Source organism: Enterobacter cancerogenus (assembly GCF_019047785.1).
Taxonomy (GTDB): domain Bacteria; phylum Pseudomonadota; class Gammaproteobacteria; order Enterobacterales; family Enterobacteriaceae; genus Enterobacter; species Enterobacter cancerogenus.
In genome coordinates this window covers 1430264-1444585 of record NZ_CP077290.1, presented here as the reverse complement: position 1 = coordinate 1444585, position 14322 = coordinate 1430264, and the positions used below count along the sequence as shown (strand labels likewise).

Annotated in this window: 10 protein-coding genes; 8 read left to right on the top strand and 2 right to left on the bottom strand. The window is 59.7% G+C overall.

Features of this window, described 5'->3' with window-relative positions; translation table 11 throughout:
- Positions 1–12 precede the first annotated feature (12 nt).
- The 6 genes from I6L58_RS06745 to I6L58_RS06720 all read left to right on the top strand — a co-directional run bounded on the left by I6L58_RS06745 (position 13) and on the right by I6L58_RS06720 (position 9532).
- On the top strand, positions 13–2199 hold the full coding sequence (locus I6L58_RS06745; protein WP_088207755.1) for a TonB-dependent receptor: 2187 nt from the start codon (positions 13–15) through the stop codon (positions 2197–2199).
- Positions 2200–2299: 100 nt separating this feature from the next.
- A complete protein-coding gene (pheP, locus tag I6L58_RS06740; protein WP_006177004.1) occupies positions 2300–3688 on the top strand; it encodes a phenylalanine transporter in 1389 nt (462 codons plus the stop codon).
- Between the two features lie 1382 nt (positions 3689–5070).
- Complete coding sequence (locus I6L58_RS06735; RefSeq protein WP_042321419.1) at positions 5071–6309, top strand: MFS transporter; 1239 nt, start codon at positions 5071–5073, stop codon at positions 6307–6309.
- 15 nt (positions 6310–6324) lie between these two features.
- On the top strand, positions 6325–7350 hold the full coding sequence (locus tag I6L58_RS06730; protein WP_088207754.1) for a sugar phosphate isomerase/epimerase family protein: 1026 nt from the start codon (positions 6325–6327) through the stop codon (positions 7348–7350).
- Complete coding sequence (locus I6L58_RS06725) at positions 7343–8485, top strand: Gfo/Idh/MocA family protein (RefSeq protein WP_088207753.1); 1143 nt, start codon at positions 7343–7345, stop codon at positions 8483–8485. The genes I6L58_RS06730 and I6L58_RS06725 overlap by 8 nt, the downstream gene beginning before the upstream one ends.
- Positions 8486–8560: 75 nt before the next feature.
- Entirely contained in the window at positions 8561–9532 is a 972-nt protein-coding gene (locus I6L58_RS06720; RefSeq protein ID WP_006177011.1) for a LacI family DNA-binding transcriptional regulator, read from the top strand.
- Here the strand turns inward: I6L58_RS06720 and I6L58_RS06715 are convergent, their stop codons facing one another.
- Complete coding sequence (locus I6L58_RS06715) at positions 9533–10777, bottom strand: mechanosensitive ion channel family protein (RefSeq protein WP_006177013.1); 1245 nt, start codon at positions 10775–10777, stop codon at positions 9533–9535. It abuts the gene before it with no gap.
- 66 nt (positions 10778–10843) lie between these two features.
- Entirely contained in the window at positions 10844–12280 is a 1437-nt protein-coding gene (locus I6L58_RS06710) for an MFS transporter (protein ID WP_088207752.1), read from the bottom strand.
- A 107-nt stretch (positions 12281–12387) separates the two neighbouring features.
- On the opposite strand from I6L58_RS06710, the gene I6L58_RS06705 reads away from it, so the two are divergent.
- Both I6L58_RS06705 and I6L58_RS06700 read left to right on the top strand, forming a co-directional pair.
- On the top strand, positions 12388–13257 hold the full coding sequence (locus I6L58_RS06705) for a helix-turn-helix transcriptional regulator (RefSeq protein WP_006177015.1): 870 nt from the start codon (positions 12388–12390) through the stop codon (positions 13255–13257).
- Positions 13254–14288: a glycosyltransferase family protein gene (locus tag I6L58_RS06700; RefSeq protein WP_088207751.1), complete on the top strand. Its 1035-nt coding sequence runs from the start codon at positions 13254–13256 to the stop codon at positions 14286–14288. Before I6L58_RS06705 ends, I6L58_RS06700 begins: the two co-directional genes overlap by 4 nt.
- The last annotated feature ends 34 nt before the right edge of the window (positions 14289–14322 follow it).

The window sequence follows — 14322 nt, the reverse complement described above, 5'->3', positions numbered from 1 at the left end:
GATGAGTTATTTATGAACAACACCACAATGCATAAAACGCTGCTGGCGCTCGCTATCGGCGCGGCTACGCACTCCGCCCTGGCGGCGGATACCAAAAAAGAGGACACCATCGTCGTCCAGTCATCCGCCGCCAGCGATTTTAAGCCCGGCGGCGACCAGCTGGTGCCCGCCTTCCTTGACGGACAGGTTGCCAATGGTGGACGCATGGGGATGCTCGGCCAGCAGAACGCCATGGACGTACCGTTCAACATCATCAGCTACACCTCGAAGCTGGTGGAAGACCAGCAGGCGAAAACTATCGCCGACGTGGTCGCTAATGATGCGGGCGTGCAGTTTGTGCAGGGTTACGGTAACAGCGCGGAGAGTTTCCGTATTCGCGGGCTGAAATTCGACGGCGATGACATGACCTTTGGCGGCCTCTCCGGCGTGCTGCCGCGCCAGGTTGTCGACGCGCAGATGGTTGACCGGATTGAGATCTTCAAAGGGGCCAACTCTCTGATGAACGGTGCCGCCAGTTCCGGCGTCGGAGGGATGATCAACCTTGAGCCGAAACACGCGGGCGACACGCCGCAGGCCAAAGTCGGCGTGGACTACACCTCGGATTCCCAGGTAGGGACAACTCTGGACGCAGGCCGTCGCTTTGGCGACAACGATCAGTTTGGTGCACGCGTAAACCTGGTTCACCGTGAAGGGGAAACGCCTGTCGCCAACGATCGCCGCCGCACCACCTTGCTCTCGACCGGGCTGGATTACAAAGGCGACCAGTTCCGCACCTCGCTGGATCTGGGATATCAGAAGAAAACCTTCCACGGCAGCCCGACCAGCGTCAACATCTCGGCGGTGGATTTCGTGCCGGAGCCGCCGAAAAACGACCGTAACTTCTCCCAGAAGTGGGCCTACAGCAATATCGAAAACGAATTCGGCATGTGGCGCAGCGAGTACGATATCACCGACAGCTGGACGGCCTACACCGGCCTGGGCGCACAGCACGCGCATGAAGAAGGGCTTTACAGCGCGCCGAAGCTGCTGGACAAGAGCGGCACGGCCACGGCCAGCCGGCTCGATACCAATCGCATCAGCGATTCCGTCAGCGGGATGGCGGGCATTCGCGGCAACTTTGATACCGGCTTCGTGTCGCACAAGGTCAACGTCGGGTATTCCGCGATGACCAAAAACGAGAAAATTGCGTGGAAAATGTCGGCTGCGGCAGATAATCCGTACACCAACATCTATCACAATACCGGCGTGGACGCGCCGGACAGCACTAACTTCAACGGGTCTGGCGGGAAATACAGCGATCCGTTGACCAGCGGGCGCACCCGCACACAGGGCTGGCTGCTGAGCGATACGCTGGGCGTGCTGGACGACAAACTGCTGTTCACCGCCGGAGCGCGTCATCAGAAAGTGGTTATTCGCGGCTACAACAAAATCACCGGGGCGGAAAATGCGGCAGACAGTTTCGATGGCAGTCGCTGGATGCCCACCTACGGCGTTGTTTACAAACCCTGGGATGAGATCTCTCTTTACGCCAACCACACCGAAGCGCTGCAGCCGGGCGAAACCGCGCCCAACACCGCTGTTAACTACGGCCAGAGCACCGGTATCGTGCACTCTAAGCAGAACGAAGTGGGCGTGAAGGCCGACTTTGGCCGCGTGGGCGGCTCCCTGGCGTTGTTCGAAATCAAAATGCCGTCGGCGATCCTCGACAGCGAAACCAAACGCTACGGGCTGGATGCAGAGCAGCGCAACCGCGGCGTCGAGCTGAACGTCTTCGGTGAGCCGATGCTGGGGATGCGCCTGAACGCCAGCGCCACCTGGCTGCAGGCGGAATTAACCAAAACCAACAACGGCCTCAACCAGGGCAACGATGCGATCGGCATTCCAAACTTCTATGCCGTACTGGGCGCGGAATACGACATCAAGCCTATCGATGGCCTGACCGCGACCGCGCGCGTGAACCACTCCGGCACGCAGTACGCCGACCTGGCTAACAGCAAAAAGCTGGACAGTTACACCACGCTGGATCTCGGCATGCGCTATCGCTTCGCCGTTAACCACAATGAAAACCAGATGACCGTTCGTGCGGGTATCGACAACGTGACCAATGAAAATTACTGGACCAGCGTTGACGATTCCGGCACTTACGTCACTCAGGGCGAACCGCGCACCTTTAAGGTGTCGGTAGGCTACGAGTTCTAGGTTCCACCTCGTTATCGGGGCAGGGATGCCCCAATCCCTTGCTACCTCCAGCATGAAGTGTTAAAACGTGCCCCTTCTAAAAAAGAGACAGGGGTAGGACGTGAAAGACGCGTCATCCGCTTCAGGCAACGACAGCCCTGAAGCCTCGTCGGATCAGCATCCGACGCTGCAACGTGGTTTGCAAAATCGACATATTCAGTTAATTGCCCTGGGCGGCGCGATCGGCACCGGGCTGTTCCTCGGGATAGGTCCCGCCATTCAGATTGCAGGTCCTGCGGTATTGCTGGGCTACGCCATCGCCGGGATCATCGCCTTCCTCATCATGCGCCAGCTCGGCGAGATGGTTGTCGAAGAGCCGGTTTCAGGGTCGTTCGCCCACTTTGCCTACAAATACTGGGGGCCGTTCGCGGGGTTCCTCTCCGGCTGGAACTACTGGGTGATGTTTGTGCTGGTAGGCATGGCTGAACTGACCGCCGCCGGCATCTATATGCAGTACTGGCTCCCGGACGTCCCGACGTGGATTTGGGCCGCCGCCTTCTTCATCATCATTAATGCGGTTAACCTGGTTAACGTGCGCCTGTACGGTGAAACCGAGTTCTGGTTTGCGCTGATCAAAGTGCTGGCGATTATCGGTATGATCGGCTTTGGCCTGTGGCTGCTGTTCTCCGGTCACGGCGGCGAGCGCGCCACGATCGACAACCTCTGGCAGCACGGCGGCTTCCTGGCGACGGGCTGGAAGGGGCTGATCCTGTCCCTGGCGGTGATCATGTTCTCCTTCGGCGGTCTGGAGCTTATCGGTATTACCGCCGCCGAAGCGCGCGATCCGCATAAAAGCATCCCGAAAGCGGTCAACCAGGTGGTGTACCGTATCCTGCTGTTTTACATCGGCTCGCTGGTGGTGCTGCTTGCGCTCTATCCATGGGTGGAAGTGAAATCCGACAGCAGTCCGTTCGTGATGATTTTCCACGATCTGAACAGTAACGTGGTGGCGTCTGCGCTGAACTTCGTGATCCTTGTGGCATCCCTGTCGGTCTATAACAGCGGCGTGTATTCCAACAGCCGTATGCTGTTTGGCCTCTCCGTGCAGGGTAACGCACCGAAGTTCCTGACTCGCGTCAGCCGTCGCGGCGTGCCGGTGAATTCGCTGCTGCTCTCCGGCGCAATCACCTCGCTGGTGGTGCTGATCAACTACCTGCTGCCGAAAGAGGCGTTCGGCCTGCTGATGGCGCTGGTGGTGGCCACGCTGCTGCTGAACTGGATCATGATCTGCCTGGCGCACCTGCGTTTTCGTTCGGCAATGCGACGTAAGGGCCGCGAGACGCAGTTTAAGGCGCTGCTCTACCCGGCGGGGAACTACATCTGTATCGCCTTCCTGGCGATGATCCTCGTGCTGATGTGCACCATCGACGACATGCGTTTGTCCGCCATGCTGCTGCCGGTGTGGGTGGTCTTCCTGTTTGTGGCGTTCAAGCTGTCACGTAAAAAGTGATGCGTGTTTTCTCCCTCTCCCTGTAGGAGAAGGATGGGGTGAGGGCACCAGACCGCACGTAACCCCTTGCCCGGTAGCGCTGCGCTTACCGGGCCTACACGTAGTAGGGGGTTGCCCCTCTCCCTGTGGGCGAGGGTTGGGGTGAGGGCACCAGACCACACGTAACCCCTTGCCCGGTGGCGCTGCGCTTACCGGGCCTGCACGTGGTAGGGGGTTGCCTCCCTCTCCCTGTGGGCGAGGGTTGGGGTGAGGGCATCAGACCGCACCTAACCCCTTGCCCGGTGGCGCTGCGCTTACCGGGCCTGCACGTGGTAGGGTTTTCTCCCTCTCCCTGTGGGAGAGGGTTGGGGTGAGGGCACCAGACCGCACGTAACCCCTTGCCCGGTGGCGCTGCGCTTACCGGGCCTGCACGTGGTAGGGTTTTCTCCCTCTCCCTGTGGGAGAGGGTTGGGGTGAGGGCATCAGACCACACGTAAGCCCTTGCCCGGTGGCGCTGCGCTTACCGGGCCTACACGTGGTAGGGTTTTCTCCCTCTCCCTGTGGGAGAGGGTTGGGGTGAGGGCATCAGACCGCACGTAATCCCTTGCCCGGTGGCGCTGCGCTTACCGGGCCTGCACGTGGTAGGGTTTTCTCCCTCTCCCTGTGGGAGAGGGTTGGGGTGAGGGCACCAGACCACACGTAACCCTTTGCCCGGTGGCGCTGCGCTTACCGGGCCTGCACGTGGTAGGGTTTTCTCCCTCTCCCTGTGGGAGAGGGTTGGGGTGAGGGCACCAGACCGCACGTAATCCTTTGCCCGGTGGCGCTGCGCTTACCGGGCCTACGCGTGGTAGGGTTTTCTCCCTCTCCCTGTGGGAGAAGGCTGGGGTGAGGGCACCAGACCGCACGTAATCCTTTGCCCGGTGGCGCTGCGCTTACCGGGCCTACGCGTGGTAGGGTTTTCTCCCTCTCCCTGTGGGAGAAGGCTGGGGTGAGGGCACCAGACCACACGTAACCCCTTGCCCGGTGGCGCTGCGCTTACTGGGCCTGCACGTGGTAGGGTTTTCTCCCTCTCCCTGTGGGAGAGGGTTGGGGTGAGGGCACCAGACCGCACGTAACCCCTTGCCAGGTGGCGCTGCGCTTACCGGGCCTACACGTAGTAGGGGTTTGCCTCCCTCTCCCTGTGGGAGAGGGTTGTGGTGAGGGCACCAGACCACACGTAACCCCTTGCCCGGTGGCGCTGCGCTTACCGGGCCTGCACGTCATTACCTAACCAGCAAACGCGTTTCCTTTATCGTGACCCCTCTCCCAAATCCGTCTCGATCCCCAGGATCTTTATTTTGTAATCGATTACTTTTTAGGTGAACTGTTTTGTAATCGATTACTTTCTCTGGGTGAGGCTTATCATGGTGTCAACAACCGAAAGTCGTGGACAGGCGATAGGGCAGCACCGGCTGCTGGTGCCGCGTTTGTCGCTGATGATGTTTCTGCAGTTTTTTATCTGGGGCAGCTGGTCGGTCACGCTCGGCCTGGTAATGACCCAGCACAACATGTCTTTGCTGATTGGCGATGCGTTTTCCGCCGGACCAATCGCCTCCATTCTCTCGCCGTTTGTACTTGGCATGCTGGTGGATCGCTTCTTTGCCTCGCAGAAGGTGATGGCGGTGATGCACCTCGCGGGCGCGGCGATCCTGTGGTTCGTTCCCGGCGCGCTTATTGCACAAAACGGCGCATTGCTGATTGGCCTGCTCTTTGGCTATACGCTCTGCTACATGCCGACGCTGGCGCTGACCAACAACATCGCGTTTCACAGCCTGGCGAACGTCGATAAAACCTTCCCGGTGGTGCGCGTGTTTGGCACCATCGGCTGGATCGTGGCGGGGATATTTATCGGCGTGACCGGCGTGGCCTCAAGCGTCACCATCTTTCAGGTGGCGGCGGCCAGCTCCGTGCTGCTGGCGCTTTACAGCCTGACGCTGCCGCACACGCCCGCGCCAGCGAAAGGCCTGCCGGTTAAAGTGCGCGATCTTTTCTGCGCGGACGCCTTTGCGCTGCTCAAAACGCGCCACTTCCTGGTCTTCTCCGTTTGCGCGATGCTGATCTCCGTACCGCTCGGTACCTATTACGCCTACACCGCCTCGTATCTCGCAGATGCGGGCATTGCCGACGTCAGCACCGCCATGTCCTTCGGGCAGATGTCCGAGATCTTCTTTATGCTGGTGATCCCGCTGCTGTTCCGCCGTCTGGGCGTGAAATACATGCTGCTCATCGGCATGCTGGCGTGGTTTGTGCGTTACGCCATGTTCGCGATGGGCGTCAGTGAAGAGGGGCGCATCCTGCTCTACCTCGGCATTCTGCTCCACGGCGTCTGCTACGATTTCTTCTTTGTGGTGGGCTTTATCTATACCGACCGCGTGGCGGGCGAAAAGGTTAAAGGTCAGGCACAGAGCATGATCGTCATGTTCACCTACGGTATCGGGATGCTGCTCGGCTCGCAGATATCCGGCGCGCTGTATAACCGTCTGGTAGCGGGTCAGCCTGTGCCGCAGGCGTGGGTTACATTCTGGTGGATCCCGGCGGTGGCTGCCGCGGCGATTGCACTCATTTTCCTTTTCACGTTCAGGTATGACGATGACAAGGCGTAAGGCTCAGGAGGTGGTATGAGGACGATAAAAGGACCCGGGATTTTTCTGTCGCAGTTTATCGGCGGGGACGCGCCGTTTAACTCGCTTGACGGGCTGGCAAGCTGGGCAGCAGGGAAGGGCTACAAAGCCCTGCAAATTCCCTGCAACCATCCGCACATTTTTGACGTGGAGAACGCGGCTGAAAGCCAGGCCTACTGCGACGACATTACCGGTAAGCTGGCGGAACACGGGCTGGTGATAAGCGAGCTGTCGACCCATCTTGAAGGCCAGCTGGTTGCGGTGAGCGATGTTTACAGCGACGCGTTTGACCACTTCGCCCCGGCCAGCGTGCGCGGTAACGACGCGGCGCGCCAGGTCTGGGCAACGGAGAAACTCACACAGGCGGCGGTGGCCTCCGCCAGGCTGGGGTTAAAGGCGCACGCGACGTTCTCCGGCTCGCTGGCCTGGCCGTTTTTCTATCCGTGGCCGCCGCACAACGCGCAGCGTTTTCAGGCGGCGTTTCAGGAACTGGCAAACCGCTGGCGGCCCATTCTCGACGCTTTTGATGAACAGGGCGTGGACGTCTGTTTTGAGTTGCATCCGGGGGAAGACCTGCACGACGGCGTAACCTTCGAGCGTTTCCTGGCGCTGCTTGATAACCATCCGCGCTGCAACATTCTCTACGATCCCAGTCACATGCTGTTGCAGCAGATGGATTACCTGACCTTTATCGACATCTACCACGCGCGCATCAAAGCGTTCCACGTCAAGGATGCGGAGTTTCGCCCCAACGGGCGCAGCGGCGTATACGGCGGCTACCAGCCGTGGATCGATCGCGCCGGGCGTTTCCGTTCGCTCGGCGACGGGCAGATCGACTTTAAGGGTATCTTTAGCAAGCTGACCCAGTACGACTACGACGGCTGGGCGGTGCTGGAGTGGGAGTGCTGCCTGAAGGATGGCGATACCGGTGCCCGCGAAGGCAGCGAGTTTATCCGCCGCCATATCATTCCGGTTTCCGGGCGGGCGTTCGATGATTTCGCCGCAGGAGGCAGCCATGATTAACGTCGGTATTATCGGCAGCGGCTTTATCGGCCCGGCCCATATTGAGGCGCTGCGCCGTCTCGGTGTGGTGCAGGTTGTCGCGCTGTGCGACAGCTCGCTCACGCAGGCGCAGGAAAAGGCGCGCGCGCTTAACGTCCCCCACGCCTATGGCCGCGTGGAGGATCTGCTTGCGCACCCGGATCTGCACGTGGTGCACAACTGCACGCCAAACCACCTGCACGCCGCGATTAACCGCCAGATTTTACGCGCAGGTAAGCATCTGTTTTCCGAAAAACCGCTGTGTATGACGCCGGACGAGGCGCGCGAGCTGGTGGCGCTGGCGGAGCAGGCGGGTGTAATACACGGCGTAAGCTTTGTCTATCGCCAGTTTGCGATGGTGCGTCAGGCGGCGAGCATGATGCGCGCGGGCAGCCTCGGGCGACTGTTTGCTGCACACGGCAGCTACCTGCAGGACTGGATGCTGCTGGAAACCGACTACAACTGGCGGGTGGACGCCGCGCTCGGCGGCGCATCCCGCGCGGTGGCGGACATCGGCTCTCACTGGTGTGACACCGTGCAGTTTGTGACCGGGCGGCGTATCACCGAGGTGATGGCCGATCTCTCTATCGTCTGGCCGACGCGCAAGGCCAGCGTGGCGGGAAATCAGACCTTCAGCCACGATCCACACGCGGCGTATGAGGACAAACCGGTCACCACCGAAGATTTTGGCTCCGTGCTGATCCGCTTCGACGACGGCAGCAAGGGCAGTTTTAGCGTCTCGCAGATCAGCGCCGGGCGTAAAAACCGCCTGATGCTGGAAATCAACGGCAGCGAGATGTCGGTGGCGTGGGATCAGGAGGTGCCGCAGCAGCTGTGGGTGGGGCATCGCGCGCAGGCAAACCAGATCCTCACCGACGACCCCGGTCTGATGAACCGCGACGTGGCCGACAGCGTCCACTTCCCCGGCGGTCATATCGAGGGCTGGCCGGATGCCTTCAAAAACATGATGGCGCAGTTCTACCGCGCCGTGCAGGCGGGCAGCATGCCCGCGCAGCCGCTGTTTGCGACCTTCCACGACGGCGCAGACGTCATGTACATCATTGATGCCATTGTAAAAAGCCATCAGCAGCAGCGCTGGGTGAGGGTGGAACGATGACGTGCTGCCCGGTTCGCCGGGCCGCGAAATTATGATAGCCTGCATAAAACGCTAACCGCAGGATGTGTCGTCGCTATGTCAATTCAGAAAATCGCTCAACTGGCCGGGGTGTCCGTGGCGACGGTTTCTCGTGTGCTGAACAACAGCGACACGGTTAAAGCGAAAAACCGCGAGCGCGTCCTGCAGGCGATCCGGGAGAGCAACTACCAGCCGAACCTGCTGGCGCGCCAGCTGCGCACCGCCCGCAGCTATATGATTCTGGTGATGGTTTCGAACATCGCCAACCCGTTCTGTGCCGAGGTGGTCAAGGGCATCGAAGAAGAGGCCGAAAAGAACGGCTACCGCATTTTACTCTGCAATTCCGGCTCGGACATCGAACGCTCCCGCTCGGGGTTAAGCCTGCTGACGGGGAAAATCGTCGACGGGATTATCACCATGGATGCGTTCTCGAAGCTGCCGGAACTCTCCGCGCTTATCGGCAACGCGCCGTGGGTGCAGTGCGCGGAATACGCCGATGCCGGGGCGGTGTCCTGCGTCGGCATTAACGACGTCGATGCTTCTCAGCACGTCGTCAGCCAGCTTGCCGAACGCGGGTGCACGCGCATTGCGCTGATCAACCACGACCTCAGCTACAAATATGCCCGCCTGCGCGAGCGCGGCTACAAGAGCGTGATCCACCTGCGCGATCTCGATTATCAGGCGGTTGAATACGCCAGCGATCTCAGTTCCGGCGCCGGGATGGCGGCGATGCAAAAACTGTTGAAGGAGGATCCGCCGGACGCGGTATTCGCGGTTTCCGATACTCTGGCGGCAGGCGCGCTGCGCGCTATTCAGCAGGCAGGGCTGCGGGTACCGGAGGATATTGCAGTGGTGGGGTTTGACGGTACGGAGCTGGCGGAGATGATCTCGCTTACCACCATCGAACAGCCGTCGCGGGATATCGGGCGCAAGGCCGTCGATCTGCTATTAAATAAGATCGACAACCCCGATGCGCCCACGGAAAGAGTGATGATGGACTGGCGCTTTATTTCCCGCGCCAGTGCCTGATTAGTTTGCTGAAACAACCGCCAGCGAGCGAATATCGTTCCCGGTTGGCGACTGATGGATCCGCAGACCAAACTCATCCACCACGGCAAAAATATGGTCGAAGATATCGGCCTGGATATCTTCATATTCCGCCCAGACCACCGTATTGGTGAAGGCATATATTTCTATGGGCAGACCGTTGGCGTCCGGCGCGAGCTGGCGCACCATCAATGTCATATCTTTACGGATGCGCGGGTGGTTGCGCAGATATTCATTCAGATAGGCGCGGAAGGTGCCGATATTGGTCATCTTGCGCAGGTTTAATACCGATTCCCCTTCGCCGTTTTGCTGATTCCACAGGTTAATTTCCTCATGACGCGCGGCCAGATAAGGTTTCAGCAGCTTCGCCTGAATCAGTTTCTGCTGCTCCTGCTCGTCGAGGAAATGAATGCTGGTGGTATCAATATTCAGGCTGCGCTTAATGCGGCGGCCGCCCGAAGCTGACATGCCGCTCCAGTTGATGAACGCGTCGGACACCAGCGCCCACGTCGGAATGGTGGTGATGGTGTTATCGAAATTACGCACCTTCACGGTGGTCAGGCCGATGTCCGTCACCGTGCCGTTAGCGCCATATTTCGGCATCTCCAGCCAGTCACCGAGCTTGAGCATATCGTTAGCCGAAAGCTGAATGCCCGCCACAAGGCCAAGGATCGGGTCTTTAAACACCAGCATCAGGACCGCGGCCATGGCACCCAGGCCACTAATCAGGATCGCGGGAGACTGACCGATCAGCAGGGAGATAATCAAAATCCCGACCAGAATGGCGCTCACCAGCTTAACGCCCTGGAAAATGCCTTTCAGCGGCAGCTGGGACGCGGTCGCCATTTTTTGCGACAGATTAAAGATCACGTCCAGCAGCGAGAAGAAGGACAGCAGGGCATACACCATCACCCACAGCTTCGCGCAGGTGGTGAGTATTTCCGCCGCTTCACTGCCTTTTTGTAACCACAGCGCCGCCTGAACGTTGACGATTATCCCCTGAATGGTAAAGGCCAGACGGTGAAATAACTTATTCTGGGTAATGATTTGCAGCCACAAATGGCTGCTGGCCTGCGCACGCTTTTCAAAGGCGCGCAGCACCAGTTTGTGCAATATAAAATGCACGATAAGGGCAGTCAGAAAAATAATACCAAAGATAATCACCAGCGAGGTGGTGTGATTAATTTCAATCCCTAACTCTTCAACCTGAGCAATTAATTCCTGCATAACATCTCCTGTATTGTTGCAGCCCCATAATGGCGGCTGCGGATATATTATGCAAATTCTGGCGCATTACTTCGTCGCGTGGCAGGTCGTGATCACCGGCAGGCACAGGCGATGGCGCATACGCACCGTTGCCAGCGCAAGGGCAATCATCATTGCCGTTTCCACCATCAGGAAGACGTTGACCGCCTGCGTGTAATCCCCGTGGTGGCTTTGCAGCGCGTGCAGCAAAATCGCGCCGAAAATCGCCGGGCCAAGCCCCAGCGCCGCCTGTTGAAGCGTACTCAAAATGGCGCTTGCTGCGCCCGCGTCGTCCGGCTGGATATCGCGCATCCCGATACGGTAGAAGCTGTTCACAATCAACGCCTGCCCGTAACCGACCAGCCCGGTCGCCGGTGCCAGCGTCAGGGCAGTGTTGTTCATCCCCCAGTGGCGGAAGGTGGCGATCAGCGCCAGCAGGCCGAGGATCTGGATCGCCAGGCCGCTCAGCAGAAGGGTGCTGGTGCGGTAACGGGCAATCAGGCGCGGGGCAAACCACGCGGAGACAAAATAGGTCACCCCCAGCGCGATGAAGCTGTTCCCCGACTGCCACGGTGCCATGCCAAGACCGGTCTGCATGGTCAGCGCCATACAGAACATAAAGCCGGACCAGACGCTGAAAAAGAGCATCGCGATCAGCACGCCAAAGCGGATGCTCGCAAGCTGCATCAGGCGCGGCGGGATCAGCGGGTGGGCATCTTCGCGCTCTTTTTTACGCGCATTCAGCACCATCAGCCAGGCCAGCGGAATAATAGCAATCAGTGCAGCCTTCAGCGGCCACGACCAGTGCCACTGCGGACCGAGCGCCATCGGGAACAACAGGCAGCAGAGGATCATCGCCAGCAGCGCGGTGCCCGTCCAGTCGATGCGCGACGGCGTTTCGCGGCGGGTTTCCGGCACATACCGGCGGCTTAACGCCAGCACCACCAGACAAATGGGGACGTTGATGAAGAAAGCGTTGCGCCAGCCCAGCCCGGCGATATCCGCCGATACCAGCCAGCCGCCGCCCATCTGGCCGACGATAAAGGCTATCCCGCCGATACCGCCGAACAGGCTAATGGCTTTGGCGTGCGCCGGCCCTTTTAACGTCACATGCAGCGTGGCGAGAATTTGCGGCACGATCAGCGCCGCCCCGGCACCCTGAACGATGCGCGCGGCGAGCAGTTGTTCGATGTTGCCCGCCATCCCGCACAGCAGCGAGGCCAGTCCAAAGCTCGCCACGCCCCACATAAACAGACGACGGCGACCGTGGTTATCCCCGAGCTTGCTGCCGAGCGCCAGGCAGACGGCGAAGGCCACGCCGTAAAGCGCGACAATCAGCTCCAGTTCTGTGGCGGTGGCGTGCAGCGAATGGGTGATGGAGTCCAGCGCGACGTTGGTGATTGAGGTATCGATAAGCGGCAGCATTTGCCCGGTTAACAGCAGTATCAGGCCTGCACGACCTGGTGAAATAACTGACCTGTTCATGGTAACTCCATTGCGTCAAACGGCGTAGAGACGTAGCATCGTCTATCTGATAAACGGGTACCAGTTCTTGCTTATACTGGTACTGGCACTACCATGCAGGGGGATTTATGGCGCTGATGTCTGAACCTGTCACCTCGCTTCAGGATGACACCCGAAAACAGCTCGGGGCATTTTTACGCGCACGGCGCGAAAGCCTCGACCCGCAGCGTCTCGGCTTGCCGCGCAGCGGGCGTCGCCGCACGCCGGGCTTGCGCCGTGAAGAGGTGGCGATGCTCGCAGACGTGGGCGTAACCTGGTACACCTGGCTGGAGCAGGGCAGGGACGTCAATCCGTCGAGCGCGGTGATGGCAGCTGTTGCTAAAGCGCTGCAATGCACCCCGACCGAAGCCCGCCATCTTTTCGTGCTGGCCGGATTACCGCCGGGTGAAGCGCCGCAGGCGGTCTGCTGCGAGGGGATCAGCGAAGGCACGCGCCGCCTGCTTGATACCCTGATGCCAAAGCCCGCCAGCATCCAGAAACCAAACTTTGATATCGTGGCGTGGAACGACAGCTTTGGTCATTTGATGGGCGTCGATTTCAACGACATCCCGCCGGAAGATCGCAACTGTATTTACCTGTTCCTCACCCATCCGGCGTGGCGCGCAAGGCTGGGCAAGCGCGACGACGTGCTGCCGATCTTCGTCTCCTACTTCCGCGCGGCAATGGCCGAGCACCGGGGCGATCCGCAGTGGGAAGCCAAACTGGCGCGCTTTTTTGCGGTTTCAGATGAGTTTCAAACCCTGTGGCACCAGCGCAACGACGTGCGCGGTGTGGAAAACCAGCTCAAGCTGTTTACCCATCCTGAGCTGGGGGATTTTCATTTACAGCAGATGTACTGGTACTCAGCGCCGCGCAACGGCTCGCGGCTGCTGGTGTACCTCCCGGTGGACGAGGCAGGGGAGAGAGTCATGGATTGGCTGGCGGAGCAGGCAAAATGAACGTGACGCGCAAGCAGGAGCGGGTTTTACGCCGGGCGCTCGCGGCGTGGGAGCAGGATGGCGCATTAACCCCCGACGAACATCAGCGTCTGGCCGGAACCCTGAGGCGCGTAACGATGGACTGGCAGCGGCTCAGCCGCTACGCCTTCTGGACCGCGCTCGCCTGCGTGATCATCGCCATCGGCAGCCTGTTTGCCGACAGTGAGTTGATGGCGCGCATTATCGCATTTTTCTCTTCTTCCTTTATCGCCCGCATTGGTCTGCCTCTGCTTGCCGCCGTGCTGTTTTACCTGTGGGGCTTCAGCCGCCAGCGGCGAGAAACCCCGTGGCACTACAGCACGGAAGCTATCCTGTTCCTCGGGGTGTTCTTTACCGCCATTGCCCTGTGGCAGCTTGGTGAACGTCTTGATAACGGCAGCGGCCACATTGCGCCGTTGTTCCTGGCCGGGTGTGCGGTGTACGGCCTGGTTGGCTATTTCGGGCGCTCGGGGCTGGTCTGGCTCTTCTTTTTGCTTTCGCTCGGCAACTGGTTCGGTGCCGAAACGGGCTATATGTCCGGCTGGGGAGCGTACTGGTTGGGCATGAGCTACCCGGTGCGCTTTATCGTCTTCGGCGGCGTGCTGTTGGCGCTGTGCTATGTCCTGCGCGGCGTACTGCAACCCCGCCACCTCTATACCACCAGTAAGGCGATGGGGCTGACGTATCTGTTTGTCGCCCTGTGGATCCTGTCGATTTTTGGCAACAACGACATCGACAGCTGGTACGGCGTCACGCAGGCATCGCTGCTGCCGTGGGCGCTGCTCTTCGCCGTGGCGGCGGTGCTGTGCATCTTCATTAGCCTGAAAACCGACGACGGCATGCTGCGCGGTTTTGGCCTGACCTTTCTCGCCATCAATCTCTATACCCGCTATTTCGAATATTTCTGGGAGGGGATGAACAAGGTCGTGTTCTTCCTGATTCTGGCGGCATCGCTGGCGGTGATTGGTCGCTATGCGGAAAAAATCTGGCATGCCGGGAGCAGGGAAAAATAGTTTTTTGCGAGGGGCTTTCAGGGAATAAGCGAGA

Excerpts from the sequence above, each read along its gene's own strand:
- I6L58_RS06745 (WP_088207755.1), top strand. The coding sequence starts at position 13 with ATGAACAACACCACAATGCATAAAACGCTGCTGGCGCTCGCTATCGGC.
- I6L58_RS06735 (WP_042321419.1), top strand. The coding sequence starts at position 5,071 with ATGGTGTCAACAACCGAAAGTCGTGGACAGGCGATAGGGCAGCACCGG.
- I6L58_RS06730 (WP_088207754.1), top strand. The coding sequence starts at position 6,325 with ATGAGGACGATAAAAGGACCCGGGATTTTTCTGTCGCAGTTTATCGGC.
- I6L58_RS06725 (WP_088207753.1), top strand. The coding sequence starts at position 7,343 with ATGATTAACGTCGGTATTATCGGCAGCGGCTTTATCGGCCCGGCCCAT.
- I6L58_RS06720 (WP_006177011.1), top strand. The coding sequence starts at position 8,561 with ATGTCAATTCAGAAAATCGCTCAACTGGCCGGGGTGTCCGTGGCGACG.
- I6L58_RS06715 (WP_006177013.1), bottom strand. The coding sequence starts at position 10,777 with ATGCAGGAATTAATTGCTCAGGTTGAAGAGTTAGGGATTGAAATTAAT.
- I6L58_RS06710 (WP_088207752.1), bottom strand. The coding sequence starts at position 12,280 with ATGAACAGGTCAGTTATTTCACCAGGTCGTGCAGGCCTGATACTGCTG.
- I6L58_RS06705 (WP_006177015.1), top strand. The coding sequence starts at position 12,388 with ATGGCGCTGATGTCTGAACCTGTCACCTCGCTTCAGGATGACACCCGA.
- I6L58_RS06700 (WP_088207751.1), top strand. The coding sequence starts at position 13,254 with ATGAACGTGACGCGCAAGCAGGAGCGGGTTTTACGCCGGGCGCTCGCG.